At 35.1% G+C, this 15196-nt stretch carries 16 protein-coding genes and 4 pseudogenes; 15 read left to right on the forward strand and 5 right to left on the reverse strand.

Annotated elements, in window-relative coordinates; translation table 11 throughout:
- Positions 1–188: 188 nt before the first annotated feature.
- Complete coding sequence (locus IPI31_09490) at positions 189–572, forward strand: ATPase (protein ID MBK7568046.1); 384 nt, start codon at positions 189–191, stop codon at positions 570–572.
- On the opposite strand, the gene IPI31_09495 is transcribed toward IPI31_09490, so the two are convergent.
- Complete coding sequence (locus IPI31_09495; GenBank protein ID MBK7568047.1) at positions 546–1172, reverse strand: hypothetical protein; 627 nt, start codon at positions 1170–1172, stop codon at positions 546–548. The two genes, IPI31_09490 and IPI31_09495, sit on opposite strands and share 27 nt — an antisense overlap.
- Positions 1173–1174: 2 nt before the next feature.
- Here IPI31_09495 and IPI31_09500 point away from each other — a divergent pair, with 2 nt between their 5' ends.
- The 5 genes from IPI31_09500 (at position 1175) to tnpA (ending at position 4413) form a co-directional block, all read left to right on the forward strand.
- Positions 1175–2599: an LptF/LptG family permease gene (locus tag IPI31_09500; protein MBK7568048.1), complete on the forward strand. Its 1425-nt coding sequence runs from the start codon at positions 1175–1177 to the stop codon at positions 2597–2599.
- A complete protein-coding gene (locus tag IPI31_09505; GenBank protein ID MBK7568049.1) occupies positions 2599–3069 on the forward strand; it encodes a phosphatase PAP2 family protein in 471 nt (156 codons plus the stop codon). The genes IPI31_09500 and IPI31_09505 overlap by 1 nt, the downstream gene beginning before the upstream one ends.
- Positions 3012–3254 (forward strand): phosphatase PAP2 family protein, encoded by a 243-nt coding sequence (locus IPI31_09510; GenBank protein ID MBK7568050.1) that lies wholly within the window; start codon positions 3012–3014, stop codon positions 3252–3254. Before IPI31_09505 ends, IPI31_09510 begins: the two co-directional genes overlap by 58 nt.
- A gap of 54 nt (positions 3255–3308) precedes the next feature.
- Complete coding sequence (locus IPI31_09515) at positions 3309–3674, forward strand: hypothetical protein (protein MBK7568051.1); 366 nt, start codon at positions 3309–3311, stop codon at positions 3672–3674.
- 274 nt (positions 3675–3948) lie between these two features.
- Positions 3949–4413 (forward strand): IS200/IS605 family transposase, encoded by a 465-nt coding sequence (gene tnpA / locus IPI31_09520; GenBank protein ID MBK7568052.1) that lies wholly within the window; start codon positions 3949–3951, stop codon positions 4411–4413.
- 616 nt (positions 4414–5029) lie between these two features.
- Here the strand turns inward: tnpA and IPI31_09525 are convergent.
- Positions 5030–5745 (reverse strand): annotated as a pseudogene (locus IPI31_09525) (glycosyltransferase family 2 protein).
- A gap of 278 nt (positions 5746–6023) precedes the next feature.
- Between IPI31_09525 and IPI31_09530 the strand changes: the two are divergent.
- From IPI31_09530 to IPI31_09550, 5 genes and pseudogenes are all read left to right on the forward strand, one after another.
- Positions 6024–6674 carry a hypothetical protein gene (locus IPI31_09530; GenBank protein MBK7568053.1) on the forward strand — a complete coding sequence of 217 codons (651 nt, stop codon included), beginning with the start codon at positions 6024–6026 and terminating at the stop codon, positions 6672–6674.
- Positions 6602–7021, forward strand: coding sequence for a glycosyltransferase (locus tag IPI31_09535; GenBank protein ID MBK7568054.1), 420 nt, complete (start codon positions 6602–6604; stop codon positions 7019–7021). Before IPI31_09530 ends, IPI31_09535 begins: the two co-directional genes overlap by 73 nt.
- Positions 7022–7450 carry a glycosyltransferase gene (locus IPI31_09540; GenBank protein ID MBK7568055.1) on the forward strand — a complete coding sequence of 143 codons (429 nt, stop codon included), beginning with the start codon at positions 7022–7024 and terminating at the stop codon, positions 7448–7450.
- A gap of 19 nt (positions 7451–7469) precedes the next feature.
- Complete coding sequence (locus IPI31_09545; protein ID MBK7568056.1) at positions 7470–7745, forward strand: hypothetical protein; 276 nt, start codon at positions 7470–7472, stop codon at positions 7743–7745.
- 464 nt (positions 7746–8209) lie between these two features.
- A pseudogene (locus tag IPI31_09550) lies at positions 8210–9420 on the forward strand (bifunctional 3,4-dihydroxy-2-butanone-4-phosphate synthase/GTP cyclohydrolase II).
- A gap of 651 nt (positions 9421–10071) precedes the next feature.
- Here IPI31_09550 and IPI31_09555 read toward each other — a convergent pair.
- Positions 10072–10221: a hypothetical protein gene (locus tag IPI31_09555; GenBank protein ID MBK7568057.1), complete on the reverse strand. Its 150-nt coding sequence runs from the start codon at positions 10219–10221 to the stop codon at positions 10072–10074.
- Between the two features lie 215 nt (positions 10222–10436).
- Here IPI31_09555 and IPI31_09560 point away from each other — a divergent pair, with 215 nt between their 5' ends.
- Genes IPI31_09560 through IPI31_09570 form a run of 3 tightly spaced genes read left to right on the forward strand, consistent with a single transcriptional unit; the run spans position 10437 to position 11374 of the window.
- Positions 10437–10739 (forward strand): hypothetical protein, encoded by a 303-nt coding sequence (locus IPI31_09560; protein ID MBK7568058.1) that lies wholly within the window; start codon positions 10437–10439, stop codon positions 10737–10739.
- A gap of 5 nt (positions 10740–10744) precedes the next feature.
- Positions 10745–10948: a hypothetical protein gene (locus IPI31_09565; GenBank protein ID MBK7568059.1), complete on the forward strand. Its 204-nt coding sequence runs from the start codon at positions 10745–10747 to the stop codon at positions 10946–10948.
- A gap of 15 nt (positions 10949–10963) precedes the next feature.
- Positions 10964–11374 (forward strand): hypothetical protein, encoded by a 411-nt coding sequence (locus IPI31_09570; GenBank protein MBK7568060.1) that lies wholly within the window; start codon positions 10964–10966, stop codon positions 11372–11374.
- A 521-nt stretch (positions 11375–11895) separates the two neighbouring features.
- Here IPI31_09570 and IPI31_09575 read toward each other — a convergent pair.
- Positions 11896–12365: pseudogene (locus IPI31_09575) on the reverse strand (hemerythrin domain-containing protein).
- A gap of 32 nt (positions 12366–12397) precedes the next feature.
- Positions 12398–13476: pseudogene (locus IPI31_09580) on the reverse strand (PAS domain-containing protein).
- 721 nt (positions 13477–14197) lie between these two features.
- Between IPI31_09580 and IPI31_09585 the strand changes: the two are divergent.
- Positions 14198–14407 carry a hypothetical protein gene (locus IPI31_09585; GenBank protein MBK7568061.1) on the forward strand — a complete coding sequence of 70 codons (210 nt, stop codon included), beginning with the start codon at positions 14198–14200 and terminating at the stop codon, positions 14405–14407.
- Positions 14408–15196: the final 789 nt, after the last annotated feature.

The following is a 15196-nucleotide window of genomic DNA, read 5'->3' on the forward strand; positions in this document are numbered from 1 at the left end:
CACAAAGTTAATAAATGCACCGCAGAGCAACTCTAAATTTCTAAAAATTGATGGATATTTTAAAAAACAGCGGATTCGGAAGATATATTTACACAATACACCAAAATTATTTGCTAAAAATTTTGTATCCTTTGAAATTATGTTATACTTGCAACTTATAGCTAAATTATTAAGTGGCAAAGCAAATAATGTCGAAAAAGAAAAAATTTACGATCGAATATATCATTAAGTCGAGTCCTTTGGTTTTATATAACTGTTTAACAACACCTACGGGTTTGCAGCAGTGGTTTGCCGATACTGTTGACAATGATGGCAATACCTTCTTCTTTACCTGGCAGGGCGAGACCGATAGTGCCGATCTGATCAGCACTGATGATGATGACTTTATCCGTTTTCGCTGGGATTGGCAGGATGAGGATGAATATTTTGAATTCCGGATCGATAAGACCGAGGTGACAAACGACACCATATTATTTGTTACGGATTTCGCCGATGATAACGAAATGGATGCCCAAAAACGGCTGTGGGACGCTCAGATCCACAATTTAATGGTTCGTATCGGTGCTACCTGATAGGGTGTTCAGGAAAATTATATAAAGTTCCTCTACTTTTGAATAGATCTCTTTTGCATCAAAAGAAGAGATTTTACCCGAAATTTTAAGATAACTTCGGTCTTTTAGGTGATTTTGAATCATTTGATCGCTCATATTGTCTAAAAGCAGGCAATTTTCTTCGGATATAACATGTTGCCAGGCATCTTCATGTATCGAAAAATAAAGGGACCTTCCTTTCAATAAATTTCTGTTCCGAATAATGGTAGCAATATAAAATTCCGCTACAGTTCCTGCCAAAACCAAAGAAAAGCTGAAGTAATGTCCGTACCAAAAAAGGGTTCGGAAGGCAAAGATCTCATGTTTATTAAACAGTTTCGGAAAATCTAAAATCACCCAGGGATACGACAGATAATTCTCCCCTTGCGAAATTTTTCCGGTTTCACTATCTGTTCCGGTTGGAAAAATAAATTGTTTGTGCTGCGCTGTATCTTTGAGACCTGATTTGATTTGTTCGAAAAGAGTATATATTTTTTGATTGACTTGGCGTTTTAACGGAAATAATTCCGTGTTGTACATCAGGTCGGATTCTTTATCATCAAATTGAATTAGCTTTTGCATACATGAACAAGATCGACAAATATATTATAAAATCGTTTCTGGGACCGTTTTTTATTTCCTTTATTATTGCATTGATCATTTTTTTAATGATCTTTCTCTGGAAATATATTGAGGATCTTGTAGGAAAAGGATTGGAATGGTGGGTGATCCTGAAATTGTTGTTTTATGCCTCGGCTAATATGGTTCCTTTATCACTCCCAATTGCAGTTTTACTTGCCTGCATCATGACCTATGGAAATTTGGGGGAGAGATTTGAGCTCGCTGCTTTTAAAAGTGCCGGCATTTCCATGTTTCGGTTTATGAGAAGTACAGTTGTTATTGGATTATTAATTGCAATAAGTGCATTTCTTTTTTCCAATTATATTCTTCCTTCGGCGTATTTAAAATTTGTGGTCACTCTGGTGGATATCACAAAACAAAAGCCTGCGTTAAATATTAAACCGAACGAATTTTATAATGAAATAGAAAATTACAGCATTATAATAGGTGGTAAAAGTGATGATAATGTTACAATACAGGAGGTAACCATCTATGAAGAATTAGATAAATCCAACGATAATGTTTTGATCGCAGAAAGCGGTAAAATGCAAACCACTTCCGACAATCAGAATTTAGTTTTTACATTATATCATGGTAAACAATACGAGGAATTAAATTCTCAGGTAAAAAATAAAAAGTCGAGAGAACATGTGCGGATGAATTTTGATCAATGGGAAAAAACGCTCGACCTTTCCGGTTTTCAAATGACACATACCAGTGAGGAATTATATTCCAATCACTATAAAATGCTTAACATAACTCAGCTGACCACAGCAATTGATTCATTGAAAAATTATGAAGTGCGTCAAAAAACAACACTGGAACCAACTTTGCGTTCGCATTATTATTTATCGCGGGGTGGAAGCAATCAATTGCCTGACAGTTTGGGTTCCGGAAAAGAAAAAACATTTTTAGATCTTATTCCCGCAGAAAATAAATATGCTGTGATCAAAGGCAGTTTACAAACAGTTCGCAGTCTTTCTGGTTACAGCAATCAGATCGTTTTGAGGATGAATCTTACGGAGGATAAAATAAGAGATCACTGGATAGAATGGCATAGAAAATTCACTTTATCGCTTGCTTGTTTTTTATTTGTATTTGTTGGAGCTCCGTTGGGTTCCATTATACGTAAGGGTGGATTCGGACTGCCGGTTTTATTTTCCATATTTATTTTTATATTCTTTTATATTCTCAATATCAGTGGAGAAAAAATGGCGGAGCAAAATTTTGTAACTCCGTTTATTGGAATGTGGTTATCCATTTTTGTAATTGCGCCAATAAGTTATTTCCTCACTATAAAAGCCAAGAATGACGCACCGGTTATTGATGGCGAACAATACCGCAATAGATTTGTTCAACTTAAAAATGCAATATTCCGCAAAAAATAATGATTAAATTACTAAAAGAAAATAAAATATTTTTTCTGCTTTGTATTTTGTGGTTTATTATTGCCGGAATATATCTTTTAATTTATAACAAGGGTGCATTTTCTCTTTGGATGAATGCAAACCATAACCCCACATCTGATACTTTTTTCAGATATGCAACCTGGCTTGGTGATGGATATACGATTGGGATAGTGTGTTTGTTATTGTTATTTGTTAAACTGCGATTCGGAATAATTGCATCCTTAGTTTCCTTCACCTCTGCTTTTTTAATTTCGCTTTTAAAGGATTTTTATAATGAAGCCCGACCATCTCTTTATTTTAAAGATATGGATATCCATTATGTGGAAGGATTAAAATTATATCAGTGGCACAGTTTCCCTTCCGGACATACGGCTGCTGCTTTTACCCTGTTTTGTCTCTTCGCAATATTTGTAAAAATAAAAATTACGGGTATTTATTTTTTGGTTTAGCATTGCTTGTCGCTATTTCGAGAGTTTATTTAATGCAACATTTTCTTGTAGATGTTTATTTCGGGTCTTTGTTTGGATTGATATTTACTTTGATATTATATCAACTGCTTATGATCAGTCCTTTGTTTAGAAATAAAAAATGGCATGAAAGATCTTTCATTAAAGGTAGAATGGTAAGTTCATAACAATAATATTATCCTAATTATTAAATGAAACCGCGGTTAGAAAAAGCAATAAAAATGGCCAACTTGCAGTTGGTAAGTTGGATTATTGTTCTGGTTAGTGTTTTCCTCAGCATCTTTGGTTTTAATTCCATTGCTTGGGCAATTATTATTATTGGCGGATATGCTTTTCAAATTTTTGGTGCCATTTATATCTATGTTATTACTAATCGCGAATACGGAAAAAAATTTCTTTATTATAATGTTTTTATGTGTATTAGCATTCTGATATTGACACTGATATCAATGGGAGTAATTCCAACTACTGATGATAATGATACAGAATATACTATATTTTTTGGAAGTTTATTTTTGGTTTTATTATTATACTTCTTTTCTGCATTTTTAATAGTTCAACTGAAAGACCGACTTAAATATTTATGATTTATTTCCTGAAGGGTCTCAATTTACTTGGTTTTAAATGATAATTAATTCCTCTATGGGAAGCTTCTGGAATAATTGGAAATGGCCAGCGCGGCTTACAGGCGATATAATGTTTAAATGTGGAAATAGACAATGTACTCTCTAATCCTACTCTGGCAAGACCAAAGCCGATTCAAAAAATACTTCTTGATAAATAATTTAAATAATTTTTTAATTATTGGAGTAATTCCTAATTTCATTTCATAATTAATTATTTCACCTTAAAAACATTATTATGTCACAAACATTTTCACAAATTTACATTCAAATTGGATTTGCAGTGCAAGGAAGACAAAACCTTATTCAAAAATCATGGAAAGACGAATTACACAAATATCTTTCCGGAATAATTACCGACAAAAACCAGAAATCGATAATTGTTAATGGTATGCCAGACCATATTCATGCTTTTGTCGGATTAAGGCCTTCGATGGCAATTTCAGATCTGGTAAGGGAGATGAAAAATAACTCAACTAATTTTATTAATGACCGAAATTTTGTTAAGGGAAAGTTTTCATGGCAAGAGGGATATGGAGCTTTTTCTTATTCGCATTCGCAAATGGATAATGTATACAATTATATTTTAAATCAGGAAGAACACCATAAAACTAAAACTTTCAAACAAGAATACATTCAATTTTTAAATAGTTTCGGAATAAGTTATGACGAAAAATATTTATTTGAGTGGATCGAGGATTGAGGGTTTATTGATAACCGTGGTTGCTGGGTAGATTATAATGTCACCCCTACGGGGTTTGATTCCCATTAATTTTGGGTTTATTATAATAATGTCACCCCGCTGGGGTTTGATTCTCGTTGGATTGATAGTATTATACTAATTTTTAACACAAGAGGTTGACTTTTAATTAATGTGGCATTCAAAGTAATAGTTAATGAAATCCATAAGGTGTTTAGTTCTGAATGGATTTGTATTACAGAACCATAAATCTCATGACCCAGATATAACTAAACCCCAGCGGGGTGACATTATTATAGAAATAAACATTGATAATTATTGCAAACCCCGTAGGGATGACATTATAATCTATTAGGTCACGACTCAGTTTGAATTAGACCGGGGGAAATCCAATTTAATCCGCAATTTAATTCTTGGGATTGTATCAGAACTAAATTCTTATTTACAGATAAAACCCAGCGGGGTGACATTATTATAGAAATAAACATTGATAATCATTGCAAACCCCGTAAGGTGGCATTATAATCTATCAAGCAACGACTAACTTTAATTAAAACGTGAGTTGATTTGAAAGTCCTCAAATGTTAATAATGAGTGAAACCAATTTATTTATTCGGCGTCAAATACTCAAACTTAGCAATTCCCCATTTTGTAAACGGTATTGCAATGATGTTCTTAATACACCTAAACCATAAATTACACTCCTTTTGAAATTAATGGATGATGCGTCTTCAAAATATTTGGTGGGACAAGTTACTTCTGCAATTTCGTAACCTGCAAAAATATTTGTGCCAGCATTTGATTGTCGAATACAAAATCGTCGGAATTGGCTTCATAATTTATTTTGCGCAAAACTTCACCCGAAAATGCTCTATAACCTGTATGGTATTCTGATAATTTTTGTCGCAACAACACATTTTGTGAAAGGGTAAGAAAACGATTGAACACATACTTATAAAATGGCATTCCACCATTTAATGCTCCTCTTCCTAAAATTCTGGATGCCAAAACTACAGGATAAAGATCCTGAGCAATAATATATGCCATACTGGTTATCAATTTCGGCGTATACTGATAATCGGGATGCAACATGATAACAATATCTGCGTTCAGCGAAAGTGCCTTATTGTAACAGGATTTCTGATTTCCGCCATAACCCTTGTTGTTTTCATGTTTAATAATGTGTTGGATTCCGATCCTGTTTCCAACTTCTACTGTATCATCCTTACTCGCATCATCAACTAATACCACCTCATCCACAATATCCATCGGAATTTCCGCATAGGTTTGTTCCAGTGTTTTACCCGCGTTATAAGCCGGCAGAACTATCACTATTTTTTATTCCCTATCATGTGTCGCGCAAAAATACGTATTCATAGCTGATTGTGGAATGCTTAATTTTGCGGCATAGGATGAATATATTATTGCTCGCAAAAAAAATCCCTGGCCGCCAAAAGACGGTGAAGCCATAGCCATACTACAAATGGCAAAGGGTTTGGCTGCAAATGGCAATAAAATTACCATTCTTTATATGAACACCCCCGAAACACCATTTTGATCCGGAAAAAATTAATCTGCTGGGGTTTGAAAATATAAGTTTTATTTGTGTTTGGGTGAATTCTAATGTAAAACCTTTGGGTGCCTTGGCTAATCTTGTTAAAAAAACTCCCTACCACACAGTACGATTTTTTAGCAGAGATTTTTTAACAAAACTCGTAACTCTGATCAAGGATCAAAATTTTGATATTATTCAGGCTGAGGGATTATACCTTATCCAATATTTTAATTCCATTTCCAAAAACGCTAAAACGAAATTCGTTTATAGAAGTCATAATAAGGAAGGAGAAATATGGAAAAATATCGCAGCAAATTCCAAAAACCCCTTCGAAAAATGGTATCTGAATTTACAGTCCAAAAAATTGTTAAAGTATGAAAATTTAATTGTTAAAGATCTGGACGCCATTGTTCCCATTTCATTAACAGATACTGTTTTTTATAAAAATATTTCGGATAAATATCAGGTGCATTATTCTCCAACGGGAATTGATATTGAAAATATTCCCGACAACTATAAAGACGTAAAAGAAAACGATCTTTATTTTATAGGTGGGTTGGACTGGCTTCCGAATACCGAGGGATTATTATGGTTCATAAATAAAATTTTTCCTGCCATAAAAAATTATTTCCGGATATTCAATTTCACATCGCAGGTAGAAATGCGCCAACCTGGCTCGGAGAAAAATCTTTTAAAGTGGAAGGAATAGAATTTCATGGAGAGGTGTCGAATGCTTTTGAATTTATTCAGGATAAATTTATCTGTATTGTTCCCCTCTTATCCGGCAGTGGTATGAAACTTAAGATCATGGAAGCCATGGCCATGGGAAAACCCGTAATCACTACTTTTAAAGGCGCTGAGGGCATGCCTGCCGGGGTGGATGAACATATTTCAATTGCAATTTCAGATACTGAATTTATTCGCAAATTAAGCGATCTTATACTTAATAAAACAGATACAATTCAAAAAGCTAAAGCAGCAAAACATTTTGTAATTCAACACCTTAATAATAAAACACTTACTAAACAATTAACTCAATTTTATACCAATTTATAAATGTTGATCTGGCAAATTATATTCTGGTTTTGTGTGCTGTGTTTGATGCATAGTTATATTTTTTATCCATTGATATTAAATATACTTTCTGGTAATAAAAAAATAATTGCACCCCAAATTTCAGAACCTGATCAACCGATGGTGAGTGTAATTATGTCGGTATACAATGAGGAAAAGGTGCTGGAGAAAAAGATCAAAACTGTTTTTTCCACTAGTTATCCTTCCAATAAACTTGAATTGGTAATTGGGTCTGATGGTTCCACAGATAATACTGACAGTATCATCGAAAAATTTATTCAGGAAGGTTATAAAATCCGGTTTAAAAAATTTGGGGGGAGAAGCGGAAAATCCAATATTATAAATGCATTGATACCGGAGGTAAAAGGACGGATTTTTTATTCTCACCGATGCAAATATTTTGTTCGATGAAAACACTATTCCTTTTTTAGTGAGGCATTTTAAAAATGAAAAAATAGGCCTTGTGGGTGCCAATGTGATCAATACAGGTTTACAGAAAGAGGGCATTTCTTTTCAGGAGGAATCCTACATCCGCAGAGAAAATAAAATAAAATATCAGGAGGGATTGATATGGGGAACTATGATGGGCGCTTTTGGTGCCTGTTATGCAATTCGGGCAGAACTTTTTGGAAAGATCCCGCAAAATTTTTTGATGGAAGATTTTTACATCACCTTGGGAGTAATTCGGTCTAAAAATTGTCTATAAGTGATCCGGAGGCTAAAGTGTATGAAGATGTTTCTAATCTTGTGCAGGAGGAGTTTAAAGAAAAATCCGTATTTCTGCCGGAAATTTTCAGAATCTCGGTGTTTATTACGGGCTACTTAAAAATCCTTTCAGCGGAGCCGGATTCAGTTTTTTATCCCACAAGGTTTTGCGGTGGAAAGGCCCGTTCTTTCTGATAGTTGCCCTCATTTCCACTGCCTTTTTAATGGAGCAGAACTTATTTTATAAAATTCTGTTCTTTTTGCAATTGCTGGGATTTATTTCCCCCCTTATCGACAGGCTGTTCAGCAGCTTAAATATCCATAACTTTGCACTCAGACTGATAGCCTATTTTTTATATGATGAACCTGGCATTGTTGTTAGGATTTGTCAAATGGGTTAGAGGAATAAAGACCAACACCTGGAATCCCACACAGCGAAACGTAGAATAAATACTAAAAAACGACATGGACGAAATAAAATTAAACACTATCCCGGAAGCGATAGAAGATATAAAAAATGGCAAATTGATTATTGTTGTAGATGATGAAAACCGCGAAAATGAAGGCGATTTCATCACTGCAGCACGCAATGCCACACCTGAGATCATCAATTTTATGGCAACACATGGCAGAGGATTGATCTGTGCTCCCTTAATTGAAGATCGTTGTGAGGAATTGGGATTGAGTTTAATGGTGGATGATAATACTGCATTGCATTCCACGCAATTCACTGTTTCGGTGGATCTTATCGGACATGGCTGCACAACCGGTATCAGTTCCATCGACCGGTCACTGTGTGTTAAAGCATTAATTAACCCTGAAATAACAGCTAAAGATCTAGCTCGCCCCGGACATATATTTCCATTACGTGCAAAAAAAGGTGGTGTATTAAGAAGGACAGGTCACACAGAAGCAGCTATAGATCTCGCCCGTTATGCAGGTTTTGAACCAGCGGGAGTTTTAGTGGAGATCATGAATGAGGATGGAACCATGGCGCGGCTGCCCGACCTTATCAAGGTTGCAGAAAAACATAAGCTGAAAATTATTTCTATAAAAGACCTGGTTGAATATCGTCTTCAAAAGAAACGCTCATCACAAAAGAAGTTGCAGTTACCTTGCCCACCAAATTCGGAAATTTTGAATTGCATGCCTACACCCAAACAACAACCGGTGAAGTGCACCTTGCTTTGGTAAAGGTAGCTGGAATGAGGATGATGCAGTGATGGTTCGTGTGCACTCTTCCTGTGCAACAGGCGATATACTTGGTTCTTTGCGTTGCGATTGTGGCGATCAATTACATGCCGCAATGAAAATGATAGAAAAAGCGGAACCGGTGTATTATTATATATGCAGCAGGAGGAAGGGGAATTGGATTATTAAATAAACTCCAAAGCCTATAAATTGCAAGAAAGCGGAATGGATACCGTGGAAGCAAATTTAGAACTCGGTTTCACCATGGACCAGCGCGATTATGGTGTAGGTGCTCAAATTCTACGCGACCTTGGAATTCGAAAACTGAAACTAATAACGAATAACCCTAAAAGCGGGTAGCTTTGAAGGGTTACGGGTTAGAAATTGTGGACAATATCAAGATAGAGATTGCCCCTAACTCTCACAATGAGTCTTACCTCCTAACCAAGAGGGATAAAATGGGCCACGAAATCCTTAAGGGTTAAATCAAGCAACAAGCTTTGGTTCCGTGGCCCGTAGCCTTACATTCAGCAATTCGTTCACTGAGATCAACTCCACATCCGCGGGTGCGGCTTCAAATGCTACGGGATTGTCGAATACTAAAATCTTTTTAACGGGTGACTTGCCGCCGTGGTGTAAGCGTTTCGACAGTTTTTGCAAATTGTCGTAATGGTGTCGTGTTACCTGGTTATCTAAGTTTACACTTACAATAACCCGCTCTACCCCGGTTTGCGATTCCTTCTGCAGAAGAAAATCAAAACACTTGTTCGTCCAGTTGTATTTGTTATGCAATTTCCAACCGTCGTGGTGACAATACATGTGTTCAAGCGACGATTTGATCGGGACCAACATTTCGCTTTTTTAAAGGCTCGTTTTTTAAAAGTGTGTGAAGCATATACCCGTAAATTTTTTTTGGTTTCTGATTACAGGGTGCAAGGTCACTCGAAAAAAAATACAGGCAAAGGAAAAAATCAGGTCAATTCAACAGAGGGTTTGGTATAGCAATATCATATCATTTTGATAATCAAGCAATTATCGAAATAATACGTGGTAAAAATTAACACATAGATTTATTGCCCTCCTTTAAAAATTGGAAGGTAGCTCAAGCCTTAGTTAGACTAATGAAATCCGGCTAATTATCCACCTATTTCAGTGTCCCAAACGTTGCCTCTTGCATTTACATTTGAATTATGATGCTGTGCATCGTTCATTTGGATGTTACCATTGTTGTTTGAAGGGTTAGAAAAGATACCCAAAGACATAAGAATAGAAAAAAGGATTGCCATAATGTTAAATTTAGAAGGTTAAGTTAATTTAGCTGTTATTTGTATTATTAAAACTGAATAAAAAGTCTGTTACATGCAAATACATGGTGTTAAGGGCTAACAAGTATGCTGACAGATGCGATAAGGGTAGTAAACAAAACTGCTGTGTGTATGCTAACAGGTAGTAATTAGTGACAAAAGTAAAGTCTGTTTATTCTGCCATAAGTAACAAAATTATGAAAAAAATAACTCAACTTATACAAACATTTTCACCTACTGAGATCAGCAGTTTGCGTAAATACTATGCGATAAATAGCAGACAGGACACCATATTAAGAAATAAACTATTTGAAATAACTCTCAAAAATAGCCCTAAAAGTGACAAGGAAGCCGCCAATTTTATGGATACAAAACCTGGTGCGGCCTTTTCTATGTTAAAGAAAAGACTTTATAACGATGCATTAAAATATTGTTCTGGGGTGAAGGCTCAAAACGATTTAAATCTAAATTTTACGAAAGTAGATATCAAGTTAGGATGATGATTATGGAAGCGGACATTTTACTTGATAGGCAATTAATTACAAGTGCACGAGATGTTTTAGTTAAAGCCGAAAAAATTGCCAATAAATATGAATTAGATGAAGAATTGTTATTGTTAAAGGATTTAAAACAAACAAAGAAGAGGACTATCTCGAACTCTTCAAAATTACCTTCAACTTTCCAAGGACAAAGTGCTTCATATAGATGATATAAAGACAAATTAATGGCAGCAGATTATCAGCGTCAAATAATTATGCCGAATTTGTATGCTGCGAATAAGGATTTAAGCTATATAGAAAAATCAAGAGAGGCAAATAAACTTTTAAAAGAATTAGTAGATAGAAATCCCAATGCAAATATTTTAGCATATTACTACCAGAAGTCAAATAGTTTTTATCACTTAACTAGTGATTATATTGAAGGTTTAAAAGTTGCATTAAAATATGCAGATCTAATAAAAAATAGCCCTGCGGTTCATTCAAAAGATGCTATGGGTTCTGCGGGATTATATTTATCAAACATAAGTCTGCAATTATATAAATTTGATGACTCAATAAGATATGCAGTAGATCATATGGACTATTTCTATCATGGTAGTCCAAATCAAGTTGGATTATATGAAATTTATTTGTAGCATATTTGACTACGAAGGAATTTATTAAAGCAGAAGCTCAAATTAAGATCGTAACCTCATTTAAAATCGTTAAAACTGGTAATGTATTTCACTCTAGGTGGATGTTTTTCGTGCAAATTATGAATTTGCTTTAAACAATTTTAGTGAATCATTAGCCATTTTACAGAAACAGACCACATTAACTAAAGATAAAGCAGGGTGGTGGTTAGGATATAAAATTCTAGAAATGCTTTGCATAATTGAATTGAAGAATTATGACTGGTTAGAATATAGAACTGAAACATTTAGAAAATTGTTGATGCTGTTCGAACAAAAAACATAGCTAGGCCTAAAAATAATTTTAAAATTACTCAAGGCCTTAATAAAGAAAATTACGATTTCAAGGCAGTTACTAATTTGCAAAGGAAAATCTCAACTTACTAAAAAAAGGTGAAAGCGATTACCGTTGGGATCCTGATGGCTACGAAATCATCCGTTTCGACACATGGTGGATGGAAAATTAAAAAACCTGTCAGGAAAAATTAAGTTATTTCATTTCCAAAATACATCCAACTCATTTTCACAAAAGCTTCTTCCTTGTGAATGGTCTGAATGTTTTCCAGTTGCTGGGGAGTTGCAATATCCTGAACTTCATTAAAAAGTATTCTCTCCTCAAAACGTATATGTTTTTCCAATTCGATCTGAATTTTTTGAAGGGATAAAACATTTGGTGTATCGTTAAATAATTCTTTAAGTTGGCGGTGTTGATCTAGTGCATCTAGAACATGCTGATGCTGATTCCCTAAAATTGGAAAAACTAATTTTTCTTCCAATTCGAAATGTTGAATCAAATGTGTTTGGTAAAACCAATCGCAATAATTTTTTTATTCTTTGCACATCAATACCTTTTGAAAATCCTGTTTTAATTTTCCAGCAGAGCAGGAGCCTGATGATGCTCGCGGCTAAGCGGTGCAAGAAATTCATTTCTTTTTATTGGTTTTATGTTCTGCATAAAAGTGATAATTAAAAAAATATTTATTTATTCTAATGATCTATCTTTAAAAACACCCTAAATTCCGTCCCTTCATTTGGAGTGCTTTGCACCAGAATTTTACCTCCGGTGCTGTTAACAATTTCTTTAACGAGATACAATCCTATGCCCGAACCCTCTATTTCATTTTCGAGGCGATAGTATTTGGAAGAAAATGGCTTCCTGTTTGGTGGGGTCTATTCCTATTCCGTTGTCTTTTACAGAAATAACAATAAAGTTATCGTTGCGTGTGGTGGTGATCAAAATCTCGGGTCTTCGGTCGGGAGCTCTGAATTTGATGGCGTTATTCACCAGATTATACACTACAGATCGCAGTTTCCGGCGTGAGTAGGTGATCTCTGATACCTGTATATCGCTTTTTATTTTCACACCAATTGCACTGATATTGTCGTTGAGCGTGAGGCGCACATCTTCCAATATATGTTCAAAATTGAGCAGTTCTATTTCGGCTTTGTATTTATGTTCGGTTTTGCGGGTTTCGGTGAGCTCACTTATCAGGAGATGCATTTTTGTGAGAGAGCTGTCTACAATTTTTAGAAGATTTGAACTCCTGTTCATCCTCCGGAGTTATATTTTTAAACAGCTCAATTGCTATTACAAGGTTGGATAGAGGATTTTTTGATATCGTGCGAAATGGTATCCAACAGAATTTCGTGGTCAGCTATCAGTTTTCCTGTTCCTTCAGGTTTTTTATGCGCATGGTGATCTCCACAAAAGTGATAATTACCCCATCGGTCTTGTTGTCGCGCATTTTCACATAAGGAATAATATTCATCTGATACCAACGCAGATCTGTGGTTTGGATCTCCTTCTCCAGAATTTCGTTGCTATCAATTACTTGCTGAATATTTTCGATGATAGAAGGAAAACAGAAGTTGTCTTTTATGTCGTCAATTGGCCTGCCAATATCAGTTTTAGCAAGGTTGAACTGTTTCATTGCCGGCGGTGTAAATTTCTGTAATTTGAGGTTGCCGTCAATAAACAATTGAGGTATAATGGTATTGCGGAAATAATTTTCGAGTTCGTCGTTGTGCTCTATCAGTGATTTTATCTGTTGATTCTTGTCGGTCATTCTTGGTGGTTAAGTGTTCGTGTCTATAGCTCGAACAAATGTAGCAGGCTGGGTGTAAGGAGGCACTTCAGGTCAAACATACATGTCACTAAGGGTAAAAGAGCTAAGTTTTCATAAATATAGGCAAAAGCAGGGATTAAAACATAATTTGGGCCAAAAAGGGTCTCAAATGCAGCGCAACCACTACCACCACAGCCCTAACATCCACGTCCGCAACCGCTATTACAAGAAAGTAACTTGAAATCCGATGATATAAAGTAAAAAACCAGCGCCGCATTGGAATCAAACATTGACCTTAATAGCAGATTGTGCCTTATTACGATAAAAGGTTTAAATTCGTATCAGATATAAAAAGAAATGACTATTAAAAAAATTAGTGTTTGGTTGCTCTACATAAGAAAACTGGTAATTTTTATTAGGATGTCAGGAACACTAATTGCTAAAGTCAAGGCGTGAGATTTAGCATTCATACATCCGGATATATCAGTGCCTCTATTTTGGAATAATTTAATGCCTAACATCCATTTCTTTTTATACATATTTGAAACAAATTTTGAAATCAATAATTTTTATAACTTAAAATGTAACAATATGAATTCTAAACCAACGAATCACGCCATCTCCACAAACTTACCTATTTAGTGGTATGTATGTTTACAGTAAGTTATTTACTTAGTATGAATAATGTAACCACGTTTATTTTTCTGATGGTTTTAAAGGTATGTTTATTTACGATGATACAATTCCGCCTGTTGAGGAAGGAATGCCAGACACAAATGGTCTTGTTCAGGAAACGGTAGTAGATGGAATAGATACGGTCTGGTATTTAGGATATGACACTATAACAACGGAATTTGAAGAATTTAAACTTGGAATCCTAGATTCTATAATAACGATAAATTTAGGTTCAACCAAAAAAAACAGTCACTAAAAGTTTATTCGGATTTGCAACTGCAGGTATTTTTCAAAGGTTGCAAATGCCTAACGACTCTTCTAGTTTAGATCGGTGGCAGTGGATTAGCGATATTCAACCTCAAGTGCTTCGCTTTCCCGGAGGAGCTGAAAGTAAGTTTATGGATATCTAAGTGGACCAGGTTACGGATATGACCTACAAACAATTATGCGCTATTTTGATATGACCGATAGCATTTTTGGATTATCCGACTTTAGCTGATGTTTTAGATGATGCTTCAATCAGAAGATTCTATTGATAATTGGGCAACTCCTGCGGAAATTACGTGGACGATTATAAAAAATTCAAGGAATCTTGGAATGAGCAGCAAAATCTTGATTCGACACACAAGTTTATTGATGATTTCATAGAAATGGTCAAAAAATTGAAGTTGAAAACAGTATAACTGTTAAGGTAGTTTACTGCCTAAATATATTTAGTAATTCAGCTACTCAATGTGGAAATTCCAGTCAAACTGACCCCACCTGAGCAATTTAAACTGACCCCCACTTCTGCGGAACAAACTGACCCCATCTCTGTAATCGAAACTGGCCCCACCTGTTTCATGTTGGACCAGGCCCTGCATTTTTGAGTTGATTATACTGTTTTAGCACGGTGATTTTTACTGTTTGCATTATCGTATTATGACGATTCTGTAAACTTAATAAATCATGGCGAATAAAACAATTAGTATGAACACAATCAGACAAATAATGAAGCTTTATTCGCAACGAATGGGCAAAGAAGATCGGAGGCCGATTATCTATT

Source organism: Bacteroidota bacterium (genome assembly GCA_016706865.1).
Taxonomy (GTDB): Bacteria; Bacteroidota; Bacteroidia; order Chitinophagales; family BACL12; genus UBA7236.

Excerpts from the sequence above, each read along its gene's own strand:
- IPI31_09500 (MBK7568048.1), top strand. The coding sequence starts at position 1,175 with ATGAACAAGATCGACAAATATATTATAAAATCGTTTCTGGGACCGTTT.
- IPI31_09570 (MBK7568060.1), top strand. The coding sequence starts at position 10,964 with ATGGCAGCAGATTATCAGCGTCAAATAATTATGCCGAATTTGTATGCT.
- IPI31_09495 (MBK7568047.1), bottom strand. The coding sequence starts at position 1,172 with ATGCAAAAGCTAATTCAATTTGATGATAAAGAATCCGACCTGATGTAC.
- IPI31_09555 (MBK7568057.1), bottom strand. The coding sequence starts at position 10,221 with ATGGCAATCCTTTTTTCTATTCTTATGTCTTTGGGTATCTTTTCTAAC.
- tnpA (MBK7568052.1), top strand. The coding sequence starts at position 3,949 with ATGTCACAAACATTTTCACAAATTTACATTCAAATTGGATTTGCAGTG.
- IPI31_09585 (MBK7568061.1), top strand. The coding sequence starts at position 14,198 with ATGTTTATTTACGATGATACAATTCCGCCTGTTGAGGAAGGAATGCCA.
- IPI31_09505 (MBK7568049.1), top strand. The coding sequence starts at position 2,599 with ATGATTAAATTACTAAAAGAAAATAAAATATTTTTTCTGCTTTGTATT.
- IPI31_09565 (MBK7568059.1), top strand. The coding sequence starts at position 10,745 with ATGGAAGCGGACATTTTACTTGATAGGCAATTAATTACAAGTGCACGA.
- IPI31_09515 (MBK7568051.1), top strand. The coding sequence starts at position 3,309 with ATGGCCAACTTGCAGTTGGTAAGTTGGATTATTGTTCTGGTTAGTGTT.
- IPI31_09540 (MBK7568055.1), top strand. The coding sequence starts at position 7,022 with ATGTTGATCTGGCAAATTATATTCTGGTTTTGTGTGCTGTGTTTGATG.
- IPI31_09490 (MBK7568046.1), top strand. The coding sequence starts at position 189 with ATGTCGAAAAAGAAAAAATTTACGATCGAATATATCATTAAGTCGAGT.
- IPI31_09560 (MBK7568058.1), top strand. The coding sequence starts at position 10,437 with ATGAAAAAAATAACTCAACTTATACAAACATTTTCACCTACTGAGATC.